At 68.4% G+C, this 20,388-nt stretch carries 16 protein-coding genes and 1 tRNA gene; 9 read left to right on the forward strand and 8 right to left on the reverse strand.

Annotated features, from left to right (window positions below; genetic code table 11):
- Positions 1–12 precede the first annotated feature (12 nt).
- The 3 genes from H284_RS0108745 to H284_RS0108755 all read right to left on the reverse strand — a co-directional run bounded on the left by H284_RS0108745 (position 13) and on the right by H284_RS0108755 (position 8,892).
- Positions 13–6,396 carry an RHS repeat-associated core domain-containing protein gene (locus tag H284_RS0108745; protein ID WP_020075948.1) on the reverse strand — a complete coding sequence of 2,128 codons (6,384 nt, stop codon included), beginning with the start codon at positions 6,394–6,396 and terminating at the stop codon, positions 13–15.
- Positions 6,396–6,890 carry a hypothetical protein gene (locus tag H284_RS21160; RefSeq protein ID WP_231371128.1) on the reverse strand — a complete coding sequence of 165 codons (495 nt, stop codon included), beginning with the start codon at positions 6,888–6,890 and terminating at the stop codon, positions 6,396–6,398. Before H284_RS21160 ends, H284_RS0108745 begins: the two co-directional genes overlap by 1 nt.
- A 370-nt stretch (positions 6,891–7,260) precedes the next feature.
- On the reverse strand, positions 7,261–8,892 hold the full coding sequence (locus H284_RS0108755; RefSeq protein WP_020075950.1) for a RecQ family ATP-dependent DNA helicase: 1,632 nt from the start codon (positions 8,890–8,892) through the stop codon (positions 7,261–7,263).
- A gap of 78 nt (positions 8,893–8,970) precedes the next feature.
- Between H284_RS0108755 and H284_RS20060 the strand changes: the two genes are divergently transcribed.
- Entirely contained in the window at positions 8,971–9,945 is a 975-nt protein-coding gene (locus tag H284_RS20060; RefSeq protein ID WP_020075951.1) for an SDR family NAD(P)-dependent oxidoreductase, read from the forward strand.
- 19 nt (positions 9,946–9,964) lie between these two features.
- Here the strand turns inward: H284_RS20060 and H284_RS0108765 are convergent, their stop codons facing one another.
- Complete coding sequence (locus H284_RS0108765; RefSeq protein WP_020075952.1) at positions 9,965–10,975, reverse strand: SDR family NAD(P)-dependent oxidoreductase; 1,011 nt, start codon at positions 10,973–10,975, stop codon at positions 9,965–9,967.
- Between the two features lie 160 nt (positions 10,976–11,135).
- Here H284_RS0108765 and H284_RS0108770 point away from each other — a divergent pair, with 160 nt between their 5' ends.
- Positions 11,136–11,360 carry a hypothetical protein gene (locus H284_RS0108770; RefSeq protein ID WP_018189345.1) on the forward strand — a complete coding sequence of 75 codons (225 nt, stop codon included), beginning with the start codon at positions 11,136–11,138 and terminating at the stop codon, positions 11,358–11,360.
- 64 nt (positions 11,361–11,424) lie between these two features.
- On the forward strand, positions 11,425–11,790 hold the full coding sequence (locus tag H284_RS0108775; RefSeq protein ID WP_018189344.1) for a hypothetical protein: 366 nt from the start codon (positions 11,425–11,427) through the stop codon (positions 11,788–11,790).
- A 6-nt stretch (positions 11,791–11,796) separates the two neighbouring features.
- Here the strand turns inward: H284_RS0108775 and H284_RS0108780 are convergent, their stop codons facing one another.
- Together H284_RS0108780 and H284_RS0108785 are read right to left on the reverse strand one after the other, a co-directional pair.
- A complete protein-coding gene (locus tag H284_RS0108780; RefSeq protein ID WP_231371130.1) occupies positions 11,797–12,798 on the reverse strand; it encodes a quinone oxidoreductase family protein in 1,002 nt (333 codons plus the stop codon).
- Between the two features lie 7 nt (positions 12,799–12,805).
- Entirely contained in the window at positions 12,806–13,099 is a 294-nt protein-coding gene (locus H284_RS0108785; protein ID WP_020075954.1) for a GNAT family N-acetyltransferase, read from the reverse strand.
- A gap of 171 nt (positions 13,100–13,270) precedes the next feature.
- On the opposite strand from H284_RS0108785, the gene H284_RS0108790 reads away from it, so the two are divergent.
- From H284_RS0108790 to H284_RS0108800, 3 genes are all read left to right on the forward strand, one after another.
- A complete protein-coding gene (locus tag H284_RS0108790; RefSeq protein WP_020075955.1) occupies positions 13,271–14,050 on the forward strand; it encodes a dienelactone hydrolase family protein in 780 nt (259 codons plus the stop codon).
- Positions 14,051–14,066: 16 nt separating this feature from the next.
- On the forward strand, positions 14,067–14,453 hold the full coding sequence (locus H284_RS0108795; protein ID WP_020075956.1) for an MmcQ/YjbR family DNA-binding protein: 387 nt from the start codon (positions 14,067–14,069) through the stop codon (positions 14,451–14,453).
- 28 nt (positions 14,454–14,481) lie between these two features.
- Positions 14,482–14,554, forward strand: a tRNA-Arg gene (locus tag H284_RS0108800).
- Between the two features lie 106 nt (positions 14,555–14,660).
- Here H284_RS0108800 and H284_RS0108805 read toward each other — a convergent pair.
- Entirely contained in the window at positions 14,661–17,015 is a 2,355-nt protein-coding gene (locus tag H284_RS0108805) for a M1 family aminopeptidase (RefSeq protein ID WP_020075957.1), read from the reverse strand.
- Positions 17,016–17,168: 153 nt separating this feature from the next.
- On the opposite strand from H284_RS0108805, the gene H284_RS21030 reads away from it, so the two are divergent.
- Complete coding sequence (locus H284_RS21030; protein ID WP_018189338.1) at positions 17,169–17,306, forward strand: hypothetical protein; 138 nt, start codon at positions 17,169–17,171, stop codon at positions 17,304–17,306.
- 15 nt (positions 17,307–17,321) lie between these two features.
- Here H284_RS21030 and H284_RS0108815 read toward each other — a convergent pair whose 3' ends face one another.
- A complete protein-coding gene (locus H284_RS0108815; protein WP_020075958.1) occupies positions 17,322–18,374 on the reverse strand; it encodes a LacI family DNA-binding transcriptional regulator in 1,053 nt (350 codons plus the stop codon).
- A 129-nt stretch (positions 18,375–18,503) separates the two neighbouring features.
- Between H284_RS0108815 and H284_RS0108820 the strand changes: the two genes are divergently transcribed.
- Both H284_RS0108820 and H284_RS0108825 read left to right on the forward strand, forming a co-directional pair.
- Positions 18,504–19,427 (forward strand): carbohydrate ABC transporter permease, encoded by a 924-nt coding sequence (locus H284_RS0108820; RefSeq protein WP_020075959.1) that lies wholly within the window; start codon positions 18,504–18,506, stop codon positions 19,425–19,427.
- Positions 19,427–20,362, forward strand: coding sequence for a carbohydrate ABC transporter permease (locus H284_RS0108825; protein ID WP_020075960.1), 936 nt, complete (start codon positions 19,427–19,429; stop codon positions 20,360–20,362). Before H284_RS0108820 ends, H284_RS0108825 begins: the two co-directional genes overlap by 1 nt.
- Positions 20,363–20,388: the final 26 nt, after the last annotated feature.

Consider the following 20,388-nt stretch of genomic DNA (forward strand, 5'->3'; position numbering starts at 1 on the left):
AGGCGGTTCCTCCTAACCTTCGCCGAGCCGAATCTTGAGTATCGCCTTCCCGTCGCATCCGCTTGGGGTGAATTCTGCTGTTGACCCCTCGAATCCGCTCGAATTCTCGTCACGCACGCTGTACTTCGCTCCGTTCTTCTCGAAGATTGTCGCGCGTCCTCCACCCACGACCCGCTTGCTCCATCCCGCGTTGATGAGATTTCTCTCGAAGTCGCCGCGAGTCACGCTTGTAGCGACATTTCGTACAGAACCACCCTTCGTGATGTCAATGTACGAGGACGATCCCTTGTAGCCTGCAGTGCCGCCAGCAGCGGTGATCCCGATCAGTACGAAGGGCAGGGCGGCGTCGTGAATAGCTTGGTTGGCTGCCACCAGATCGCGAACCCATTGCGGCTGTGTCGACAAACTGGCCTGGCTGAGCGCTTTACCGCACGCCTCATTGATGGCGAGCTGTTGCTGTGACGAACCCACCTTCATCTGCGTGTCGCAGTTGATCCCTGCCGGCCAGTAGGACTCGTACAGCGCATGCCGCCACGAAGGGTCGTTCTCCCAGGTGGGCCCCGTGGCGGTCTTTGTTGGTGGGTCCTTCTTCGCGGGAGTGTAGGGCGGCGGCTCGGGTGGCATCTTCACGTCTTGGTATGCCTTGTGGGGCGGTGCGCCGCACCCGAGTGGGAGCGCATCGCTGGCACCAGTACGTGGCGCGCACTTGTGACCGTCCGGGTCCAGGAACGTGACCGGGTTGCTCGACACGTAACGGTAACGGCCCAGGGAGGCCGGCTCCGTCAGCAGACCACGCCAACTGTCCGGGGTCGTCCAACTGCCGGTCGCTGGGTCATAGCTGCGAGCGAACGTGTGCACCTGACCCTGCGTCACATCCTGCGGATGACCGGTATACGACTCCGGAGCCGACCAACCGCTCGACTCGAAACGCTGAGCACCCCAATCATCGTACGAAGACAATTCGGTCACCGAACCCGCCCGAGCACCTGCGACCGTCGAACCCAGCCCATCCAGCAGATCCCATGTCGCCTCACCCGTGGAGGTCACATGCTCAGCCAACGCACCCGCAGCATCCCGGACCAGCGTTGTGGTCCCCTGACCGGACACGTTCGCTTGCACCAGCTCGGCACCGTCGTAACTGTTGCGGGTGGTCGACGTGCCATACCTCGACTGATCCGTCACCGACGCCCGGCGCCCCAGACCGTCATAGGCATAGGTTGTCGACCGGCCCTCACGCGTTACGGCACCCACCTGACCTGCCGCGTTGTACGCGAATGAAGTTCCCGTCCCCGCTACCGCCTGCGACACCCGGTTCCCGGCGCCGTCATACGAATACGAGGCGACGCCAGCGGAGACTCCACGACCAGAACCCGTGGTCACGGATTGCGTCAGCTGGTTGGCGTCGTTGAACGTCGCCGTCTGCGCGAAGTCCCCGTCCTTCGCGCCCGACCGAGACCACGATGTCCGGTTACCCGCGGCGTCATAGCCGTACATGTTCTTCTCGGCCGACGACGTCTGAGACGTCGCCAGCCGGTCGAGCCGGTCGTATCCGTAAGTCACGGAGGTCACGTTCGATATCGGTGCCGCCTTCGCGGCGGGCGTCGAGTCGGTCGACCGCCCCGACGTACCCGACGGGTGGGTGGAGCCGGGCTTTGGGGCGAACTCCTGCGTCGGCTGAGCGACGGTGCGGCTCGCCCCCGCGAGGTTGCCGTCGGCGTCGTAGTCGTAGTGGTAAGCGAGGGAACCGCCGTCGGGTACAGGTTTGGACGCCGTTGGGAGAGTCCGACCCTTCAGATAGGTGTTCGTGTGGGTGCACAGCGTGCTCTCCCCCGCCGCCGGGGCGCTCCGGGCGGACAAGTAGCCGGCGACCGTGGTGCACTTGGCAGCCGTGGCGTCCCCCGAAGCATAGGCAGCAGGTTTCGGCGACGGCGTGGATGTCGTCCCGGCGACAACCGCCGGCGTGGAGTGCCGCACATCGGTGACGCGGTTCGACCCGTCGTATGCGTACGTCGTAGTGACGCCGGTCGAGCGTTGCAGTTCGGTCAGGTTGCCCGCCGGATCCCACGCGTAGGCCAGTGACCCCCAGGGCGACGACTGGGATGTCGTCTTGCCCGCCCGATCGTACGTGTACGTCAGCTTCTGGCCGGTCGGCAGCGTCATGGACGCGAGCTGGCCCGCCTTGTCGTACGCGTTCGCGAGTCGGCCGCCCGACTGGTCGATCTGGGTGGTGACGCGGCCGTCATCGTCATAGACCCAGCCGGAGACGCCCGTGGGATCGGTCATCGCGATCAAACGCTGTTCCGCGTCGTACTCGTAAGTCGCCACAGCGCCGGCCTGGTCCTGCCTGACCAGGTCACCTCGCTTGTCGTAGGAAAGTGCGGTGGTCGCCCCCGTACCAGTGGTGGTCTTGGCAATCCGCCCTGCCGGTGTGTACATCCAGCTCGTCGTGTTGCCGACGGGGTTCGTTTCGGAGGTCGTCCGTCCCGATGGGTCGGACGTGTACCGAGTGGTGTGCCCGTTCGGGTCGGTGATCGTCGCAAGGTTGCCGTCGCGATCGTAGGTGTACGTCGAGACGACATTCGTGTCGGGTGAGGGTTTCGCTCCCGACTTGTGGCCTTCCGTGACCTTGACCAGCTGACCGGCCGGGTCGTAGCCGTAGAGAGTGCGGTGGCCCTTCGCGTCCGTGACGGAGGTCTGGTTACCGGCGGCGTCCCATCCATACTGGGTCACCCCTCCGACGGGATCCGTGGTGCTTACCTGATTGCCATCACCGTCATACGTGAAAGCGGTCACGTTGCCGTTCGGGTCGGTGACGGAAGTGGTGCGACCGTTGGCGTCGTATGCGTACGCGGTCGCGCTTCCCTCTGCATCGGTCGCCGCGACGAGTTGCTCGAGTGCATCATAGGAGTAGGACCGGGTCCGACCCAAGGCATCCGTGACAGAGGTGACGTTGCCGTCGGAGTCGTAGCCGAAGGAGGTGACGTCGCCCGACGGGCTCGTCTGGGAGACGACCCGGCCCACCGCGTCGTAGCGGTAGGCCGTTACGGCTCCGCCGCGGTCTGTGACCGAGGTGAGGTTGCCGTCGGAGTCGTAGGCCAGGTCCGTGTGCTTTCCACGACCATCGGTGATACGGGCGACGCGGTCCATCAGGTCGTAGGCGTACGAGGTGGTGACGCCGTCCGCGTCGATCTGCTTGATGAGACGGCCGACGCTGTCGTAGCTGTAGCGCGTCTTGCTCCCGGTGGGGCTCGTCTCCGCTGTCAGGTTGCCGTGGGTGTCATACGCGTAAGACGTCTTTCCGCCCTCGGGAGAGACGACGGATGTCAGGTTTCCGACGCTGTCATAGGAATAGCTCCACGTCCCGCCATTCGGGTCGACGGTCTTCACCGTTCGATCTCGCGCGTCGCTGGTGAAGGACGCCGTGCCGCCAAGGGGGTCCGACCGCTTCGACAGTGAATCCTCAGCCGTGTAGCCATACGTGGTCACGGCCCCTGACGGACTCGTCGAGTCGGTCAGGTGGAACATCGCGTCCCACGAGTACTTCGTAACGGCTCCGGTGGGATCGGTCAGCGAAGCGAGGTGGTCGTTCGGTTCCCACCCATAACGGAACACACTTCCCACCGCGTTGGTCGCCGTGACGACGCGGTCGCCCGAATCCCAGCTGTAGCGGGTGGAGTGGCCGCCGGGGTCGACCTGCGAGAGCATCCGTCCGGCCGCATCGTACGAGTACCGTGTGACGCCCCCGGCGGGATCGGTTTGCGACGCCGGCCGCCCCGCCGCGTCATAGTTATAGGTCGTGGTTGCTCCGGAGGGTTGCTCGGAGGAGACCAGGTTCCCTGCCGCGTCGTAGGCGTAACGCACGATCGTGGCATCCGGCTGATGCACCGCGACCGTGCGCCCGGAACCGTCATAGTCGTATGTCCACGTGCGCGGGGAGCCGCCCGGTCCCCCGGCGTCGGTCTTGGTTGCCACGTGGCCCGAGGCGCTGTACGTGTACTTCGTCACAACACCATCCGGTGCAGTCTCCGAGGTCAGGTTCCCTGACTGGTCGTAGGTATAGGCCGTGCGTGCGCCGTTCTCGTCCGTTGACGACGTCACGTTGTTGTCCGCGTCGAAGCGGAACGATGCGGTGGTGCCGTCGGGATGCTGTACCTTCGTGATCCGAGACTGGGCATCGTAGAAATACACCGAGACACGTCCGAGGTTGTCCGTGTACGTGGTCTGACCCTGGGTGGAGTAGTCGAGCGTTCGGACGTTGCCCTCAACGTCCCACTGCTTGACCACACGTCCCTGGCTGTCGTACTGGTTCTTGAGGTACAGCGCTCCGGTGGCGTCTGTCCCCGTCAGCAGCTGGTGGGCACCGTCGTAGGTGAACGAATGCGTCCGCCCGTCGGGAAGGGTGATCGTCGCGAGGTTCCCTTCGCCGTCGTACGCGAGTCCCCACCGATCACCGCCCGGGCGCGTGAAACCCGTAACCCGACCCAGAGCGTCCGAGCCGACCGAGATGACCTGGCCTGCCGGGCCCGTGATGGAGGCGAGCGGATAGAACTGGGAGGCCTTCGGGTCCGTCGCCGGCCCGTAGGCCAGGGTGGTCACGTGTCCTTGGTCGTCCGTGTATGAGACGAGGTTGCCGATGCCGTCGATGTTGGAGGCGTCGAAGACCCAGGATTCGCCCGAGACATCGGTCAACCGGAGTTTCCCTCCCGGTACCTCGGACAGCGTCTGGTGCACCCCGGCGTCGGCCGTCGTATACCCGCCATGGCCGTCTGCAGTGAACACGAAGGACGCCCCATCGCCACGGACCACCATCACCGAGCCGTCAATGAAGCGTTGGGCGCGTGCACCCCATTCGAACGACCAGCCGGCACCCACGCGTGTCAGCCGTCCGTCCTGCGAGTTGTACGTGAGGGTCAGGTCGGTCACCGATCCTCCGGGGCCGCGGAGCGAGAACAATTTCTCGTCCTCGATCAGGTTCCCCGTGGAGAACGAGAACGGCTCGCCACCATAGGTCTGGTGGTTCTGGTGTCCCAGCTGGCGCCACCGCGCGATCTCCGCCGCGGACGGCGGGGATGGCCAGCCGCCGGTCACGGGGTCCGTGCAGTCGAAGCCCTGCGATTCCAGGTAGACGCCGAGTCCGGTCAGGACACCGTTGGCAATGTCCGTCATCCCTTCATTGATGACGGGACGGTCGTAGTTGTGGTCGAGGAACAGCGGCTCCACGTGGGTGAACGCGTTGGGAAGTCCCGCGAACTCGTCGCCCGGGAAGTTCCCATTGTTGCCAAGGCTCTTTGCGGGCCGGTTGGTATAGGTGGGCAGCACACCGACCAGTGCGTTGGAGAGCGCGTCGTCGGGCGCCCCGCCGCGGGAGTACACCTGGGATCCCCCATCGCCGGGCGATCCCCACGCGGTTCCCTGATTGGTGTTGAAGCCGATCCCCAATGTCGCGACGGGATCGGCGGCAGCTGCCATCCCCGCTCGGATCTCGCGCGGGACGAATGGCTGGTTCGGGTCTTGCCGTGTGATCGTGACCGTCGCCCGGCAGTCCTGCTCCAAGAGTGCCGCCACCTGTTGCGCAAGTCGGATGTTGTACCCGAGCTCGGTGACCGGCGGCGCGGGGGTCGACGCACGTCCCTCGTCGTTGTCCGGATCGAGCACGACCACGGGACCGGCCGGGACCGGGAACGGGATGCCGATCACGACGAACTGCGAGAGGTGCGTGGACACACCCTTCACGACACCGGCCTTCGCGTCGTAGTAGGACGGCAGCGCTGTCCAGGGCTCGCCCGCACCCTCTCGGGTGTAGATCTGCAGGGTCGAAGGATCGAGGCTTTTTGCCTTGACGGCCGAGAGGTCCGGTTTCAGTTCGAGGGCGATGCCGGGGATGACGTCTGAGACGACCGGGCCATTGTCGCCACCTCCCCGCCTGTTCTCCGTCGAGGCCGGGAACTGTGTGACCTGCTCGCCGGCGTCGTTCACGGCGGTGATTTCGACCGGGTCCGACACCGGCGCACCTGCGCCGGGCGCCTCGGCCTTGGCAGCGCGCAAAGCGTTGGCCGGCGCCGCGCCGACGTTCACCGTGAGCGACGACGCGACACCGTTGCCGGAGAAGGTGGCCGACGCGCCCAAGTCCTTGGCCTGAACCGTCGATTCGGTTCCCGGTCGGATGGTCCCCTGAGCTTGCGGTGCGGGAGCCTCGATTTCTTCTCTGACGCGCACCTCCTGTTCGGCTGCGGCAGCACGGACCTCGGCGAGCGTGGCTGCCGCGACACGACGCGATGTCTCTGCCGGCGACGCCTCAGCGGTCGTGACGGTTCCGGACAGTGTCAGGGCGACGACGGCTACGCCCCCGATCAGCCCGCGCGTCATCCACCGGAGGCGCGGCGTCGAGAACCGCATCACGCGATCCCACTGGGGCGGACGGCGGCGGCGAACAGCGCGCGCTTCCGCGCCAGCATCACGCCGGTCACGATCAGCCCGACCGCGAACGCAATGATCAGCCAGATCGCGATCGCCTGACCCGTCGACGCCAGATCCCCCCGCGGCTTCACGCAGGCGGCCAGCTGAATGGCATCGGAGACGCCGTCGGCGTCGTAGTCCTCGTGCCCCGTTGCACATTCCGTGGTTCCGCAGATCACCACACTCGCCCAGCGCGGCACCCCGTTGCGATTGCTGTCGGTATTGTCCGTGTAACACGCCGCCGAACCGCAAGTAAGTATGCGTGCGTAGTCCGGGATTCCGTCGCCAGCACTATCTGTGGTGGGGGATGCACATCGCGCCGTCCCGCAGGCCATCACCTCGGTCCAGTCCGGGACGCCATCCTTGTCGGCGTCTTCGCGCCCCGTGGCTCCCGTAGCAGTACCGGCGACCACTCGCTCGACGGTATCCGGCACCGTGTCGCCGTCGGCGTCGCAGGAAGCAGCATCTCGCTGTGCGGGGCACGGCTCGTGAGCTGGAGCGGCGGAGGCTGCCGCTGCCGGAGCCCAGACTCCGACCAGCACCGCCAGCATCGTGAGTGCGCAGAGAATCGCTTGTCGGAAGGTGCGATTGCTCGCGGTGGACCGAGCCGGCATCGGGTACCCCAGTCAGTTGGACGGCATTGGACGTGCCGTGTCGGACGCCGCGGCGTCAGGAGGGCACATCAATGGAGACGAAGCGAAGCCGGGATCGTGACGCCGTCTCGCAAACCCCGTACCCGAGGTGGCCGACTGAGGAGTTAGGCGTACCGGTGCACGCCCGCGATCGGGTGGAGCCGAGTGGAGGTCAGGCCGCCGGACTGACGACCTCGAGCAGTCCGGCGTCCGTCACGGCCGAGAGCGAGAGGACCTTGTAGCCCGCGTCGTCGAAGAACACCGTGAGCCGGTCCGCCTCGGTGTGCATGACGACGCCGGGCCCCCACGTCTCGTGGCGCACGCGCGCGGCGAGCGGGAACGGGTCTTCGCGGGCCGCGTCGTGCTCCGCCGCCCAACGCTGCGCGCTTCCGGAGGAGCAGGTGTCGCAGTTGCCGCACGGCTCGGGAAGCTCCTCGCCGAAGTAGCCCAGCAGGAACTGACGACGGCACATTCCGGTTTCGGCATACTCCTGCATCAGCTGCGCGCGGGAGTGCTCGATGCGCTGTCGCGACTCTGCTTCGGCGACCGCCTTCGCGGCCGCATCGCCCGGAACGACATCGGCCGCACGGAGATCGTCGTCGCTCCCGGACAGCACGTCCGCATCCCGCAGCAGGCCGAGAAGCCGCCCGAGCGAGCGCACACTGATCTGCACGCGTTCCGCGAGGCCTGCACGGGTGATGCCCGGCTCGAGGGCGATCGCCCCGAAGACGCGGGCGAGCTCGTCGGCGTCCGGTCCGCCGCCGGAGAAGAACTTGGTGAGGGCGAAATCCTCCGGTCGATAGTGCAAGGTGACCCGAGCCGGCTCGCCGTCGCGGCCTGCCCGTCCCGCCTCCTGGTAGTAGCTGTCGAGGGAGTCGGTCACCGACGCGTGGACGACCGAGCGCACGTCGTGCTTGTCGATGCCCATCCCGAAGGCGCTGGTGGCCGTGACCACGCGGGCGCGCCCGTCCATGAAGCGCTCGTAGACGTCGTCGCGCTCGGCTCGGCGCAGTCCGGCGTGATATGCCGCCGCCGGGATGCCGGCCTCCCCGATCTCATCGGCGTACAGCTCGGCATCCTTGCGAGTGGCGACGTAGACGAGCCCGGCCCCCTCCAGCCCGCGGATCTGCTCCACGACGGCGGCACGCTTCGCCGCATCCTCTTCGTGACGCACCACCTCCAGCCGGAGATTCGGGCGGTCGAACCCTGTCGCGAACAACCGCGGTTTGCGGAGGCCCAGCCGCTCGGAGATCTCGGCGCGCACGGGAGGCGCTCCAGTCGCCGTCATCGCGACGACCGGTGGATGGCCCAGTTCGTCGATGACGTCGCCGAGCAGCAGGTAGTCGGGGCGGAAGTCATGGCCCCACGAGGAGACGCAGTGCGCCTCGTCGACCGCGAACAGCGAGACGTCGACGGCGCGCAGCCGCTCACGCACCTCCGGGTTGGCGAGCTGCTCAGGAGCGAGGAAGGCGAATCCGGCCTCGCCCGACTCCAGCGCCTCCCAATCCCGTTCTCGTTCGCGCTGCCCGGCCGAGGAGTTGATGGCGACCGCGCCCGGCACATCCCTCGCCTCGCTGAGCGCGCGCACCTGATCCTCCTGCAGGGAGATCAGCGGCGAGACGACGATCGTCACGCCGTCGAGGATGGTTCCGGTCACCTGATAGAGCGAGGACTTGCCGTACCCGGTCGGCATGACGGCGAGCACATCGCCCCCGCCGAGCAGCACCTCCATGGCCTCGGCCAAGCCGGGGCGCAGCTGCTCCCAACCGAAGGACTCGCGGGCGACTTCCTGGATGCGCGACACATCAGAACCGTAGCCGCTCCCGCGTATCCCGCTGTCAAGGCCTCACGGCATCCGGCCGCAGCGCCTACCGTCAGCGGCATGAGCGCATCCCCTGTCGTCGTCATCACCGGAGCATCCAGCGGCCTCGGCCGGGGAACCTCCCTGGAGTTCGCCAAACGCCACGCGAGGCTGGTCCTGGTCGCCCGCAGCGCATCCACCCTTCAGGACGTCGCCGCCGAGTGCACGGCCAAGGGAGCCCGTGACGTCGTCACGGTGGCCGGCGACACGGCCGACCGCGAGACGAGCGACCGGGCTGTCGACACCGCCATCGCCCGTCACGGCCGGCTCGACGTGTGGATCAACGCGGCCGCGGTCAGCAGCTACGGAGTGTTCTGGGAGCAGCCGCCTGCCGAGTTCGAGCGCATCATCGACGTCGACCTCCACGGCTACGCGAACGGCAGCAGGAGCGCGCTGCGCGTCATGCTGCGCCAGCGATCCGGCACCATCATCAACGTCGCATCCATCCTCGGAGAGGTGCCGCAGCCGTACACGACGGCGTACTCGATGTCGAAGGCCGCCGTGATCGCCCTCGGACGCAGCCTGCGTTCCGAGCTGTCGCTGGCGAAGTCGCCGGTGCACGTGGTGACGGTGCTGCCGCCCAACCTGGACACCCCGATCTTCCAGCACGCGGGCAACCGCACCGGCCGCGCCCTGCAGGCGCTTCCTCCGGTCTATCCGCCGACGGATGCGGTGAAGCAGATCGTCGCCGCATGGAAGCGACCGGGGACACCGGAGCGGACGGTCAGCGGCGCCGGCAGGGCGATGGTCCGCCAGCACCGTCGGCACCCTCAGGCGGTGGAAGCGGCGATCGCCCGGCAGACGGAGATCGGCCAGTTCCGGAAGGCACCGGCCGCCCAGACATCCGGCAACCTGGACAGCCCGTCGGGCGCTCCGCTCGGCGTGACGGGTGGCTGGGGCGGCCGGCGCAAGCGGGCCGGCCGCGTGCTGCTGCTCGCAGCACTCACGGCCGGCACCGCCTACGCCATCCGTTCGAGGCGCGACCAGCGCAGCTGAAGGACACCCCCTGCGGCAGTTACTGGACCGACCAGCCGCCGTCGCTCGGAAGCACCGCGCCGTTGATGTTGACGCCGTCGTCGCTGAGCAGGAAGGTGATCGACGCGGCCAGCTGCTCGGCGGTCGCGATGGTCGGGATCTGCTGCTGGAACGGGGTGAGTCGCGCGGTCCCGGCCTCCGACGGGTGCGCGGGCATCGGGATGCCGGTGGCCACCCCGCCCGGGGCGACGGCATTGACCCGGATGCCCTGCGGACCGTACATGAACGCCGTGCTGCGGGTGAGACCGATGACGCCGTGCTTGGAGACGGTGTACGCGGTGCCGGACGCGTTCCCGCGCAGGCCGGCCTCCGACGCCACGTTGACGATCGAGCCGACACCCGCCTGCAGCATGGCGGGGAGCACCGCCCGCGTGAGCTTGAACCCGCCGGTCAGATTGATGCCGATCGTACGGTCCCAGACGGCGTCGGAGGTCTCGTGCGCCGGCGAGAAGTCGTCGTTGACGCCCGCGACGTTCGCCAGGGCGTCGATGCGGTCGCCGGCGGCGGCCACGATGCTGTCGATGTCGTCCTGTTTGGTGATGTCGCCCACCACCGTGGTGACCGCGCCGGTCGGCAGGCTCGACGCGAGCTCGTCCAGGCGCTCCGCGGAGATGTCCACGGCGATCACCCGGCCGCCCTCGCGGGCGATGCGGGACGCGGTCGCCCGGCCGATCCCCGACGCAGCACCGGTGACGATCACCGTGCGCCCGTCGAAGCGACCAGGGGTGACCTTCTCCACCCAGCCGGTATCCACATCCTCGGGCATGACACCGTCGTTGGCCTGCAGCACCAGGTCGTCGACGACGGACTGCGGCAGCTGCCCCTGGCTGAGCGCGACCAACTGCTGGAGCGGGAGGCCCCGCACCGGCGCGAGCATCTCCTCGCCCACTCCCGCCTGGGCGAGCAGCCCCTGGATGAGCGGAGCGCCCTTCGGGTGATCCAGCCATTCGCCGATGGTGCTGTGCGCCGTCAGCGGCTTCGATTCGGTCATCGTCGTCCCTTCCTCGTCGGGTTGTCAGCCGATTATGACACCAAGTGCCAGAAAGAACACTGCCAATCGACGGCAGGATGCCGGCACGCCAGGGCTTGCCACGACGACGTCGGGGCGTAACGGTGGGAACAGACGATCCATCCGTCGAGGGAGGGCCACCATGGAGACAGTTCTCGCCGTGCTGGAGCGCGACGACGATGCCTTCGAGATCGAGTTCGAACGGACCAGCGAACCGCCCTTCGAGCTGCGCCTGCCATCGCACATCGGCGGGGCGGCAGTGATGGATGTGTTCGACCTGTGCGATTCGACGCTGTGGCCCGAACTGATCCGGTACCGCTTCTCGGAGTGCGTGCCGGTCGTCATCGGCTCCGACGACGACTTCTGACGGCCCTGAGCGCCGACGTTCTGCTGCATTCCCGGCGGCCGGGCCGCTGGCTATGCTGTGCGCCATGAGCACCAAGAGCCGCCAAGGGCCGCACCACGAGGAGACGCTCCAGCTGGGCGAGAAGCGGGGGCTCTGGGGGGCGTTCGCAGGCCTCATCACCGCCGTGCTGATCGCGTATCCGCTGTCGGCCTGCATCGCGTTCGCGACGCATCCCACGACCCAGAAGCTGTTCGGCGGGCGCCTGGAGTCAGCGTCGGCGGGCGGTTATGCGGCCTTCTGGTGGGTGCTCGCGCTCGGCTGCCTGGCGCTGCCGTTCCTGGTCGGCTTCGGGATCGCGCGCCTGTCGGCTCGCGCGGTGGTCACCATCGCGGGGATCGTCGTGCTCTTCATCATCGCCGTGGTCGTGCTGGGGCAGATGTTCGCGTTCTGAGCCGGCTCAGACCATCGTGAGGACGACCTTGCGTCCCGGCGCCGCTGATTCGGCCGCCCGGTGCGCCTCCCACACCTCGGAGAGCGGGAACTCCACCGGCTCCGCCGTGCGCAACCCGCCGGCGGCGACGTCGGCGAGGAGCGACGAGAGGAGGCGGCGGTAGGCGGTGCGGCGGGTCGCGATGAACAGCGGGGCGCTGCAGATGCGCTCCGACCGGTCGCGCGCGGCCCGTGTGAACCCCCGGACGGCGTCGGCCCGCTCCTGCCCGGCGCGCCCGGCGAAGCCCGTGCGGACGAGCACGCCCCCGGGCGCGAGCACCTCACGGACACGCGGTGAACCCGTGTGGTCGATCGCCGCATCCACCCCGCCGCCCGCCGCCTCGCGAACCAGGGCGGCCCAGTCGGAAGCGCCGTAATCGACCAGCGGGATGCCGAGGTCGGCGATCGCGGCGCGGCTGCGGGCGGAGGCGGTGCCGATCACGGTCCGTCCGGCACGCAGGGCCAGCTGTGCGGCGAGCATCCCGACGGCTCCGGACGCGCCCTGCACCAGGATGCTGTCCCCCGCGCCGGCGAGATCGAGGGCGTGCCCCGCTGTCACCCCGTCGAGCGGGAGCACCGCGGCCGTCGCCGGGTCGAGGTCCGCGGGGAGGGCGACGAGCAGTGTCGGAGCGATCGTGACGAACGTCGCGTGAGCGCCCATCCGCGGAAGCGCGGCGACCACCCGGGCACCGACGCGCAGGCCCAGGGCGACCGACACCGCCGACTCCGTGACGAGCTCACCGACGAAGTCGTATCCCGTGATGAAGCCGGGAGCCGGCTGCAGCACGTACCCGCCGCGCCGGGCCAGCACATCCGTCGCGCCCAGAGAGGCGTGCGTCACTCGCACGACGACCTCGTTGCCCCGCGGCGGACGCACCGCCTCCCGGGCCAGCACCATGGCCGTCGGGTCGCCGAACCGTGACACCCGCGCGACGAGACGCGAAGGAACGGCCGACCCCTCGGCTGCCATCGGGCGGTCAGCCCGCCCGGCGCTGCAGCAGGGCAGCGCGTTCCGGGTGCGCCTCGAACCAGTCGGCCACGTACCAGCACATCGGCACGATCCGCAGCGTCCCGCCCTTCTCGATCTCGCCGACCGCGTACTCGACCAGCTGCGCGGCGTAGCCCTTGCCCCGGTGGTGCGGCACGGTGAAGGCGCGCGTCAGGGAGATGGAGTCGCCGAGGATGCGGTAGTCGAGCACGCCGACGAGCTCGCCGTCGACGTGCATCGCGTAGCGGCTCGCATCCGTCTGATCGCTGAACTCGGTGGCCATGTGGCCCATCGTACGTCCGTCGTGCTCCGAGGGAACCCGCGGTAGTGTGAAGGCGTGGGAACCCGACCCGCACCCGACGGCTCCCGCGCGCATCCCGCGACCACGTCACAGCAGACCCGGCCGCCGACGGCGCCTGCCGTCCGCGCGACGTGACGACCCAGGAGCCGCCCTGTGACGAACGACAGCCCGTCGCCCGCTCTCGCCCCCGCCTTCCAGGCCCTGCTCGAGCAGGTCCCGATCGGTGAACGCTCGGTCATCGAGGCCGAGACGGTGGCGTACGAACACGAGGGAGTCCCGCTCGAGGGATACCTGGCACGGGATGCGCAGGCCGACGAGCGACGGCCGGCGGTGCTGGTGCTGCACGACTGGCACGGCGTCGGCGACAACGTGCGGATGCGCGCCCAGATGCTGGCGCGGTCCGGGTACGTCGCCTTCGCCGCCGACCTCTACGGGACCGGCGTGCGGCCGGCCGGAGACGCGGCGCCCGCCGAGGCCGGCAAGTACTTCAACGACCTCCCGCTGCTCCGCGCCCGGGTGGCTGCGGGATTCAGCTGGTTGCAGCAGCATCCCGCCGTCGACCCCGCACGCCTCGCCGTCATCGGCTACTGCTTCGGGGGGACGGCCGCCCTCGAGTTCGCACGCACCGGAGCCCCGGCCCGCGGCGTCGCCTCGTTCCACGGCGGCCTGATCGCGCACGATCCGTCCGACGCGGCGCAGATCGCCGCCTCCCTGCTGGTGCTGACCGGCGGCGACGACCCGGTCGTTCCCGATGAAGCGGTGGTCGCGTTCGAGCAGGAGCTGCGCGGCGCTCCACACGTCGACTGGCAGGTGAACACGTACTCGGGTGCGCCGCATGCGTTCACCATTCCGGGCACGGACCGGTACCGTCCCCTCGCCGACGCGCGGAGCTGGCGGGCGCTGGTGTGCTTCCTGGACGAGGTCTTCCGGTGATGCGGAGGACACACTGATGGAGCATCCACTGCTCTTCGAGGAGGGCGATGCTCTCGTGGAGCGCATCCGAAGCCTCTGCTTGGGACTGCCCGAGGCAGTCGAGACGCTGAACCACGGCCGCCCCTCGTGGAAGGCCGGCGAGAAGGGCCGGGCGTTCGCCGTGCTCGGGTCGTCGATGGACCGCCCGGACACCCTCGTGTTCAAGCCGGATCCCGCGGAAGCGCCGGCCTGGCGTGAGGACCCACGGGTGTTCGTCCCGAAGTACTGGGGCCCGAGCGGCTGGCTGGCCATCGACCTCGATCGGGGCACCCGGGACTGGTCGGAGACCTCCGAGCTCATCGAGACGTCATACCGCCAGGTCGCTCTCCGCCGTCAATTGGCGGTCTTGGATGGCGTCATGTAAGCTCGTATCCGGTCCGCGTGCGGGTCATGCGCCACTAGCTCAACGGATAGAGCATCTGACTACGGATCAGAAGGTTGGGGGTTCGAATCCCTCGTGGCGCACTGTGTTTATACACACCCCACTGGTTGAGACAGTAGAGAAGCCCCGCTGAACAGGCATTGCCGTTCAGCGGGGCTTTTCATTTGCGGCCGACCTCCGCGCCGGGGGCTAGTCCTGTGACGGGGCCACGGCCGTCATTCGTGTCGCCCGCCGGCGACGCCACCCCGCCAGCAGCAGCGCTGCAACTCCGGCCAGGAGCACTCCGGAGCCGACGCCGAGCGGCAGTGTCACCGACGAGCCGGTGCTGGCGAGTGCGCCGGAGCCCGTGGCGGCCGACTCGGTCTGCGGATCCGACGAACCCACGGCGGCGACCAGGGTCAGAGCGCCCCAGCCGATCAGGTCGCCCTGGGCATCGACGATCGCCAGCTTGTGCGCTCCCAGTGGGGCGTCCGCCGGAATGGTGACCGAGAAGGCCCCGCCGGAGACGACGGCCGCCGCGAGCGGCCGCGGGGTCGAGAAGAGCACGGGAGTGACCGTCTCGCCCTCGTGCGCCCCGCCGACGATCGTCACGCGGACCACGCCACCCGGAACGGCTGTCGCCGGCACGCGCACCGGGCCGCGAGTCGCATCGGTCAGGTCGGCCTCGGTGATCGGGTCCGGACCGGAGATGACCGGCGTCGTGAGGGTCGAGGAGCAGTCCGCACAGGTCGCGCCCAGCGCTCCCACCGAGGCCGTCGCGGTGAGCGTGCCGCCCGAAGAGGTCTTCGCGATGACCGCGGTGAAGGCGACGGTCGCCGTGCCGCTCGTCGCGGTGTCCGGCACTGTCCAGGTGAGGGTGGAGCCGTTCAGCGCCAGACCCACCGGGAGCGACGATGCGTCGATGGCCGCATCGTCGAGCACGTCGGCGAGGTCGACTGTCGCGGTCGCGCCGGTCAACGGGACCTGGCCCGTGTTGTTCGCGGTCAGGGTGTAGGTGATCTCCTGTTCGGGGGCGACTTCGCCGTCCACCGGGTCGGAGGTCAGGCCGAGCGTCCACGTCGAAGGCCACGCCGGCTTGTCGGCGTCGTACACCCAATCCTGGAAGAAGGCGCCCAGATCGCGACCGGAGAGTTCTTCGGCGAGCGCGATGAAGTCCTCGGTCGTCTTGCTCTGACCGGCGTAGCGCTGCACCCAGGTCTTCATGATGGCGTCGAAAGCGGTCTGGCCGACGGACTGGCGCAACGCCTCCAGGGTCATCGCTCCCCGGGTGTAGACCTGCCAGTCGAAGAGGTCGGCCGGGTCGGTCATGGCTGCGGAGGGAATGGTCCAGCGGGCGCTGCTCGCCGCAGTCGTGTTCCAGGTGGTGAACAGCGACGAGGCCGTCGTCGTGCTGCTGCCGTGGTCCTGGTTGTACTGGGTGGGGATAAACGTGGCCGGGCCCTCGTTCAGCCAGATGCTGTTCCAGTCGGCCGGCGTCACCGAGTCGCCGAACCATTGGTGCGCCAGCTCGTGGATGAACGTGCCCGACGAGACGGAGCGTTCGAAATAGGGGCGATCCTGGGTCTCCAGGGCGTAGCCGAGGGAGGTGATGTCGACGACGAAGCCCGTGCTCCCGCCCGGGTAGGCGCCGTACTTCGACTCGAGGTAGTTGAGGATCTCGGGGAGTGCGGCACGGCGCGTCTGGATCGTCGTCTGGTTCGTGGTCGTGACGGCCGGGTCGACGAAGGTCCATTCGTGGATGGTCCTGCCGCTCACCGCGAGCGCGATATCCGACTCGTAGACGAGGTACTTGCCGATGGTGATCATCGCCAGCTCGGTGGCCATCGGCCGCGTCTGCCGCCAGTGCCAGGAGGTGCGGCTCCCGTCGCCGCTGGGCGTCTTCGCGACGAGCTCACCGTTGCTCACGGCGGCAGCGGAGACGCCGTCGATCGTCGTCGGGGCGTCGATGGTGATGTCGTACGTGGCCTTGTCGGAAGGGGTGTTGTTGCTGGGAAGCCAGGTCATGGTGCCGACCGGCTGGCCGAGAGCGGTCGCCCCGTCGGAGGTGGAGACCCATCCCTCGCTCGATCCGTCGGGATCCACGTGCGTGACCGGGGTGCCCGAGTAGGCGACCGCCACGGTGAAGTCGCCGGTCACCGTCGACGCCGGCGTGACGACCAGCTTGTACGAGCTGATGCTCGGATCGCTCGTCCGGCTGAACGTCGCCGGGGTTCCGTTGACGAGCACCGACGAGACGGTGAGACCCTCGAAGTCGAGGGAGAACGAGGAGAGCGCCTGCGTCGCCGTTGCGGTGATCAGGGTCGTGGCGGTGATGCTCTTGTCGGCGTTGAACGCGAGCGCCACGTCGTAGTGCGTGACGTCGTAGCCGCCGTTCCCGATACCGCGGAAGAGCGAGTCCCCGATCGCCGTCGCACCGGGCGTGCCGTCAGCGGCGGCGGCCGGAGTGCTGAGTGCGATCTGGCTGGCGCCGATCAGGGTGGCTACGAGGACGGCGGGGAGGAGGCGCCGCAGCCGCCTCCGAGGTGCGGTGTTCCGTGGTTCCAACGGTGATCCTCCAGGGATGCTTCGTCCGTGAGCGTTCGGTGGGCGAGACCATACCGGACGTTTGTTTCGAACATGAGTCGATTCTCAGGAACGACTCGGGGCTCTCCGCTCGTGCCGGGTCTACGAGAAGATGAGGTGTCGAGAGGGGAACCCATGGCGAGACACCGGCACGAGGACGAGGCCAGCGAACTGGCGGAGGCGCAGGCCGCGGCGGCCACTGAGGCCACCGAGACCGACGACGACTTCGTGGATGCGGACGAGTCGCTCGAAGCGGACGAAGAGCCCTCGTAGCGAGCGGCCCGCCGGTCAGGAGGCCGGCGGTGCGGCCGTGCTCGCGCGCACGACCAGGCGCGTGTGGAGCACCGAGGAGCGCACCGGCTCCGGGCGCGCCTCGATCTCCGCGATCAGCAGTTCGAGGGCGCGGCGGCCGATGGCCTCGAACTCCTGATGGATGGTCGTCAGCGGCGGCCAGAACGAGTCCGACTCGGCCATGTCGTCGAATCCGACGACGCTGACGTCCTCCGGCACCCGCCGGCCGGCCTCGTGGAGGGCGCGCAGAACGCCGAGGGCCATCTGGTCGTTCGCCGCGAAGACGGCCGTGATCTCGGGGCGCGCGGCGATCTCCTGCCCGTGGCGATAGCCGGCCGAGGTCGACCAATCGCCGCGGAAGACCTCCGGCACAGGAGCTCCCGCCGCCTCCAGCGTCCGGCGCCACGACTCCTCCCTGCGTGCTGCCGAATACGAGTCGCCGGGACCGGAGATGTGCCAGACCGTCCGATGGCCGAGATCGAGCAGGTGCTGGGTGGCCTGCCGCGCACCCTCCGCCTGGTCCGTGTCGACCTGCGGGTAGTCGGGGCGCTCGGTCGAGTCGACGACCACGACCGACAGCCCGGACGGCAGCTCGACGTCGGCGCGGTCGACGATGTGCGCCTCGATCACGACGATGATGCCGTCGACCGCCTGCTCCAGCAGACGGCTGAGCGCGACGCTCACATCCTGCTGTGTCGGGCGTTCGACCGGGACGACCGTGATCGAGTAGCCGGCGGTCGCCGCTGACACGGCGATGGCGTCGAGGGTCCGCATGTTGCCGTAGGACGACAGGGTGAACATGACCACGCCGATGTTCCGGAAGCGGCCGGACCGCAGCGCCCGCGCCGCGCGATTCGGACGGTAGCCGAGCGCCTGCATCGAGGCGAGGACGCGCTGACGCGTGGTCTCCTCGACGTTGGTGAGGCCGTTCGCCACCCGCGACACGGTCTGCGTGGAGACGCCCGCGTGCGCCGCGACATCGCCCAACGACGGACCGCGTTTGCGCCCGGTTGCACGGGCGGACGGGGATTCGGCCAGCGACTCTGCCATGGTCTCCACTTCTCGGTGTTCAACACGAGTGTCAACACGACCTTGCATCATGTTGACGTGAACATGTTAGAGTAGCCGCCACGATGTTGACGTAAACATCCGCACACCGATCTCGAACCCAGGGAAGACATGACAACGACGTCCCTCACGCGGGCCACCGCGCCCGGCACCCCCCGCCGCGGCCGCCGGTCGCGCCGCGACTGGCGCGGCTGGGCCTTCGTGGCCCCCTTCATGGTCGTCTTCGCGGCGATGATCATCGCACCGGTGGTCTACGCGATCTACCTCAGCCTCTTCCGCCAGCAGCTCATCGGCGGCAACGCGTTCGTCGGGCTCGGCAACTACGTCGGCGTGTTCCAGGACGAGAAGTTCTGGGCGTCCCTCGGCCGCGTCTCGCTGTTCCTCGTCGTGCAGGTGCCGATCATGCTGGTCCTCTCGCTGGTCGCCGCCCTCGCGCTCGACAGCGCGCGGCTGCACGGCGCCGGATTCTTCCGGATCGCACTCTTCCTCCCCTACGCGGTGCCCGGTGTGGTGGCCGCGCTGATCTGGGGATTCATCTACGGCGACCAGTTCGGTCTGACCGCGAGCATCAACCAGTTGCTCGGGACCGGGCTCGCGCCGCTCAGCGGACAGTGGGTGCTGGCCTCCATCGGCAACATCGTCACCTGGGAGTTCATGGGCTACAACATGCTCATCTTCTACGCGGCGCTGCGCGTCATCCCGGGCGAGCTCTACGAGGCGGCCGAGATCGACGGCGCCGGAGCGTTCCGCACGGTGTTCAGCATCAAGCTGCCCGCCATCCGCGGCGCGCTCGTGATCGCGACGATCTTCTCGATCATCGGCAGCTTCCAGCTCTTCAACGAGCCGAACCTGCTCAAGCAGCTGGCGCCCAACGCGATCAGCAGCTACTTCACCCCGAACATGTACGCCTACAACCTCTCGTTCGCCGGCCAGCAGTTCAACTACGCCGCGACCGTCGCGATCGTGATGGGCGTCCTGACCGCCGTCATCGCGTATGTGGTGCAGCTGCGCGGCACGAGGAAGGAGGCCCGCTGATGGCCACGCTGACCGACACCCGCAGCACCCGCCCGCGCGAGGCTCCGTCGCGCGCCGCCGCTCGCGTCCGGGCCGGCGCCTCCTCCGGCCGCCGCATCCGCAAGTCGCCGCTGCTGACGATCGTGATGGTGCTCTTCGTCATCTACTCGTTCGTGCCGCTCATCTGGCTGATCGTCAACGCGACGAAGACCCAGCCGGACCTCTACTCGTCGTTCGGGCTCTGGTTCGGCAAGGACTTCAACCTCTTCCAGAACATCGCCGACACCTTCACCTACCGCGGCGGAATCTTCGTGCAGTGGCTGGGCAACACCCTCCTCTACGTGGTCGTCGGTGCGGGCGGGGCCACGCTGCTCGCCACCGTCGCCGGCTACGGAATGGCAAAGTACAACTTCCCCGGCAAGCGCGCCGTGTTCGCCGTGGTGCTCGGCGCGATCGCCGTCCCGGGGACCGCCCTGGCCGTCCCGACGTTCCTGCTGTTCAGCCAGGCCGGGCTCACCAACACCCCCTGGTCGGTGATCCTGCCCTCGCTCATCAGTCCGTTCGGCTTCTACCTCATCTGGACCTACGCGAGCGAGGCCATCCCGACCGAGCTGCTGGAGGCGGCGCGGATGGACGGGGCAGGCGAGTTCCGCACGTTCTTCACCATCTCGCTGCGGCTCCTCGCGCCCGGCATCGTCACGGTCGCACTGTTCGCGATCGTCGCGACCTGGAACAACTACTTCCTGCCGCTCATCATGCTGAGCGACCCCACCTGGTACCCCCTCACGGTGGGCCTCAGCCAGTGGAGCGCGCAGGCGACCGGGGTCGGCGCCCAGCCGATCTTCAACCTCGTGATCACCGGATCTCTCATCACGATCGTCCCGATCGTGGCCGCGTTCCTGGTGCTCCAGCGCTACTGGCAGTCGGGTCTGGCCGCCGGAAGCGTCAAGCAGTAACCCCATCCCCCATCCGCAATCTCATT

It is taken from the genome of Cryocola sp. 340MFSha3.1, assembly GCF_000383315.1.
In the GTDB taxonomy this organism is placed as follows: Bacteria; Actinomycetota; Actinomycetes; order Actinomycetales; family Microbacteriaceae; genus Leifsonia.